Source organism: Rhizobium mesosinicum, assembly GCF_019511345.1.
Classification (GTDB): Bacteria; Pseudomonadota; Alphaproteobacteria; order Rhizobiales; family Rhizobiaceae; genus Rhizobium; species Rhizobium mesosinicum.
In genome coordinates, this window is record NZ_JAEUAK010000046.1 from 1 (window position 1) to 222 (window position 222).

Here is a 222-nt window from a genome sequence, read left to right on the forward strand (position 1 = left end):
CCGCACCTGCTGCTTCCGTGACCACGTCGCTCGCGGCATCCACGATATAGGTGTCATCGCCGGCACCACCAATCAGCGTGTCGGCGCCTGCCCCGCCATCCAGCGTGTCGTTGCCGGCACCCCCGGTGATGATGTTGGCCAAGGCATTGCCGGTCCCGGCAAAATTGCCGCTGCCGGTGAAGGTCAGGTTCTCGACATTGGCAATGTTGGTCAGCGCATAGG

Annotated in this window: 1 pseudogene; it reads right to left on the minus strand. The window is 63.5% G+C overall.

The features are described 5' to 3' along the window. A pseudogene (locus JNB85_RS30505) lies at nucleotides 1–222 on the minus strand (protease); the annotation flags it as partial.